The 2,935-nt window shown below is 63.3% G+C and carries 1 protein-coding gene; it reads left to right on the top strand.

Going from position 1 to position 2,935, the window contains the following annotated elements; translation table 11 throughout:
• Positions 1–612: 612 nt before the first annotated feature.
• Positions 613–1,179, top strand: a complete 567-nt coding sequence (locus H9638_RS16665) for a hypothetical protein (RefSeq protein WP_191749355.1) — start codon at positions 613–615, stop codon at positions 1,177–1,179.
• Positions 1,180–2,935 lie beyond the last annotated feature (1,756 nt).

Genomic DNA, 2,935 nt, shown 5'->3' with positions numbered 1-2,935 from the left:
TTTGTTGGGGTTTGGCCGCCATGCTTCGGGCGCTTTCTCAGCGTCCCTGCCGCGGCGACTCAGAAAACATTACACGGCGCCGGGCGGGCGCGCAAATCGAATCAAGGTGTCCTGCACCACGCCCCAGAAGACCACAGTGGCAGCCCCTGCCGGCCCAGTCTCGCAGGAGGTATTTGATGACTTATGGACCTCTAGGCTGCGGAGAAAACAGGAAAAGTAAGCATGCGAATAATTAGCCTGCTTTATATCTCCGCGCCGACGCATCGATTTATCCCGATCTCGCCGATTCTCAGAATCCAGGCAGTCAGGAACCGTCACGGGAGAACCTGCTGCTGACTCCCTACGTGGGGTCGAGAACGGATCCGCGGTATCTGGCGGTCGAAGGATCGCCCAGGCAGTCCGTGGTGGCAGGAACCTCCATCGAGTCTCACCGGAGCCCCGACCCCAGAGGTCACTTCCAGGATCGGGGCCCGCGTCTGGAGCGAACCATTTACGGAAGGAAAGCCGGGTGCGATGCTGGGCACCAACGGCTCGATCTCGGTCCGGCCGACAAACAAAGGAGTCACTTTGTGGGGAGCAGGGCCTAATTGGCGGGTCGCCTGGCCGAAGGACATGACCATCATCATTGACGACCATGCGCAGAACCTGAAGTTGCTGCTCTTCGTTCGACAGGCATGGATGGTCGCCCAGGACGTCCAAGTTCCGGCACTCAGCCCTGTGGCCGCGACAGGTACATCGAAAATCCCGGAGTCAGCAAGCCGCGAGGTGTGGGACGAACGATGGAAGCAGCAATGGAACCGCAGCTGGGCCTGGTTCAACGTAAGCACAGTTCAAGACGCACCGCTCTCACAGGAAGAGATGCGGAACCTCTCGAGACCCGGGCAGGATCTCCACCCGATCGTCCCGCCGTTCTGGACCGTCGAATACGGCGACGAGGGGTTGGATCTGGGAGCCTTCAATACTTGGGATAGACAGACAATGCCGAACTTCCCTTCCCGCTCCGAACGGGACGCCCTGCCGGCGCTGGTTAAGGCCTGGCAACACGGGCTCACGACGATCATCGTGCTGCCCTATTTGGGATACTTCGCGCACCGCCTAAACGGGAGCCATCTTGTCATCTCAGCTGAAACCAGGAACGACCCGAAACTCTACGCTGAGGCACTCCAAACCGGCCGCTGATACCAAGCAACGCAAGGGACATGAGCATGAGGAATCGAATCGGGGCGGATACGAGCTCCGGTAGCAACCTCCCCTTGCTCGGCATTCACCGCATATCGGACGCTGCGCCCGTCGAATCTGGTGGCGGTGAGTGGATGAGACTTCGCACGGGGACCCGTTTGAGGGTGAGGCACGCCTTTCACCCCCGCACTGGGTCCGTGGCGGGTTTCTGCCGGGTTTCCTGGTGGGCGAGGGTATGGGCGAGCCGGTATGAGTGACGCGGGCTTCGTTGATCGTCCCGGTGAAGGCCCAAGTTCGTTCACGAGCCGGGTAGCCAGGGCGGGGAAACTCGCGGTTTGCTCCGGCGACAGGCCTGTCCCCTTTCGGACCCTGGCTGGAGAAGGAATGCTTCGGGTCTGGTTTGCTGGGTGCCGCTCAGCTGCCCAGCCGTCGTTACCGCTGAGACGCATGTGTCCACAGAAGGGGGCTTCTGTCACGAGATCTGGGAAGCCCTGCAGCCGACCCGTGATCGGGTGCACCAGGAGTTGGTGAATGCCTCCTTCCGCCTCTCGCCGACGTCCGCGGTCCGTGTCCGGGGTCTGAGTGTGCATCCCTGGTGACCTCGACCGATCCCACCCTCACTGGATGTGCAGGTATGGCGACCTAAATTGCCTGGATGTCGCCATACCTGCGCACCGACGGTCGGCCTCGGGTGCGGCCCCGGGCGCATCGCCGGGTGACCGGGGCCCTCCCCCGGGGCCGGGCGGGGCTGGTATATGGGGGGATGCAGTCCGGGGTTCCCACTGAGTGTTGTGGAAGTTGGCTGGTGGGGCCTCACCCGTCGTGTGGGTAACACTCCCTGGGAAACGGCGCCCGGCGCCCGGCGCCAAGGCCATGTTCGGAGTACACCCCGGGTCATAGGCAGGCAGCAGGAACCGCAGGGAACGTGCCCGCATCTGGCCAGTTAGGGCAGGCGTTCCCACTCTTTGTTGTCTGCTGGGGCTGGGGTGACCACAGGAGGCAACAAGTGCCACGAAGAGTGGGAACGTGTGTCGCCGTCCTGGTCCGGGGTCACTCCAAAAAGCGGCTCAGTACGTTGCCTGGTGGCCCTGTGCGTTCCCGGGTGGCCTTGACCGCGGGTGGCGCGGGTGAGGTCCAGCAGGCTGCACGGGCCGATCAAGGACAGCCCTTCCCGGGCGGCGATGCAAGGGGGATGAAATTCACATCCGGCCTGCCTCAGGTGCGTGCCGGAGTCGGTGATGTCATTTAGATAGTGGCCTGGCGGACGGGTCACCCTTCTCCACGGTGGGTGTGCAGGTCTGGCGGCTTCACCGGCTCTCGCCCTCGCTGGACGTGCAGATAAGGCGACCAAAATCGCCTGGAGGCCGCCATACCTGCACATCGGCGGTCGGTTATGGGCTGAAAACGGTGCACAACCGCCGGCGCCACCTCATAGCCGCCGTGAAATGAGGCCGAGCTCCCGAGGACCTGGCCGGATTGGAGAGGGCGGTCAGGGAACGGAGCCCGGGCCCGCGGTTCCAACCCGGCCCCGGCAACCAGGGGCCGACCGGCGGTCCAGGGATTCAGACTCTCAACAGGTGCTGACCCCACGGGCCTGGTCTGCAACCCCGCGGAACGGGTTCTGGGGTTAAACACGTTAGGCCCCGCACAAGGGTGCGGGGCCTAACGTGGACCAGGAAGATCCCTGGTCTTGAATGATTGTCCGGCGGTGACCTACTCTCCCACACCCTCCCAGGTGCAGTACCATCGGCGCTGC

Origin of the sequence: Arthrobacter pullicola (genome assembly GCF_014836875.1) — a bacterium.
Classification (GTDB): domain Bacteria; phylum Actinomycetota; class Actinomycetes; order Actinomycetales; family Micrococcaceae; genus Arthrobacter_B; species Arthrobacter_B pullicola.
This window is presented reverse-complemented; position numbering and strand designations above follow the sequence as displayed.

Excerpts from the sequence above, each read along its gene's own strand:
- H9638_RS16665 (WP_191749355.1), top strand. The coding sequence starts at position 613 with ATGACCATCATCATTGACGACCATGCGCAGAACCTGAAGTTGCTGCTC.